The 759-nt window shown below is 44.7% G+C and carries 1 protein-coding gene; it reads right to left on the reverse strand.

Going from position 1 to position 759, the window contains the following annotated elements; all coding sequences use genetic code 11:
• Positions 1–142: 142 nt before the first annotated feature.
• A complete protein-coding gene (gene tnpA / locus E6C55_RS33255; RefSeq protein ID WP_136374119.1) occupies positions 143–616 on the reverse strand; it encodes an IS200/IS605 family transposase in 474 nt (157 codons plus the stop codon).
• Positions 617–759: the final 143 nt, after the last annotated feature.

Here is a 759-nt window from a genome sequence, read left to right on the forward strand (position 1 = left end):
AATCATAACCACCCGTCCAACGGGTGGTTTGCTCTTGGGGTATAACCCCTTGTTGCCAAACTGCGCCTAAAGACGCCAGCCTGACAACAAGGTTGTTCAGGCTCAGGGTAATTTGTCACCTTCACGTACCCGTAAAACGGGTTTATTTCTTTTTGCTCCTATTGCTGCTAAACGGATCTTCATATTCTTTTACACTCAATTTGTCTATCGCTTGGTCGTGTGCTTCTTGTTCGCGAATGTATTTGGCTACGGTTGCTTCATTTAGGCCTACTGTGCTCACATAATAGCCTTCTGCCCAAAATTTTCGATTCCCATATTTGTACTTGAGCTGCGCATGCTTTTCAAAGATCATTAGCGAACTTTTCCCCTTCAGATATCCCATGAACGATGATACCGATATCTTTGGGGGAATAGCTACCATCATGTGTACATGATCCGGCATCATATGACCTTCTAGAATCTCCACCCCCTTGTACTTGCATAGACGTTTGAATACCTCGATCAAATCTTTTCTCACTTGATTGTAGATCTCTTTCCGTCTATACTTCGGGGTGAACACGATGTGGTATTTGCACATCCACTTCGTGTGCGCTAAACTGTAATTCTTGTTTGCCACCTAAGACCATTCCTTCCATTGAGCCTGAACATCTCAATTTTATCGGAATGGTCTTGGTGGTCAAACCCTCGTTCCCTCCACCCGCATAGCGGGTGGTTTTTTGTTTCGCGCGTTTCACGCACTCAACAGGCTAAAGCCTATAA

Source organism: Cohnella fermenti, assembly GCF_004801405.1.
In the GTDB taxonomy this organism is placed as follows: domain Bacteria; phylum Bacillota; class Bacilli; order Paenibacillales; family Paenibacillaceae; genus Cohnella; species Cohnella fermenti.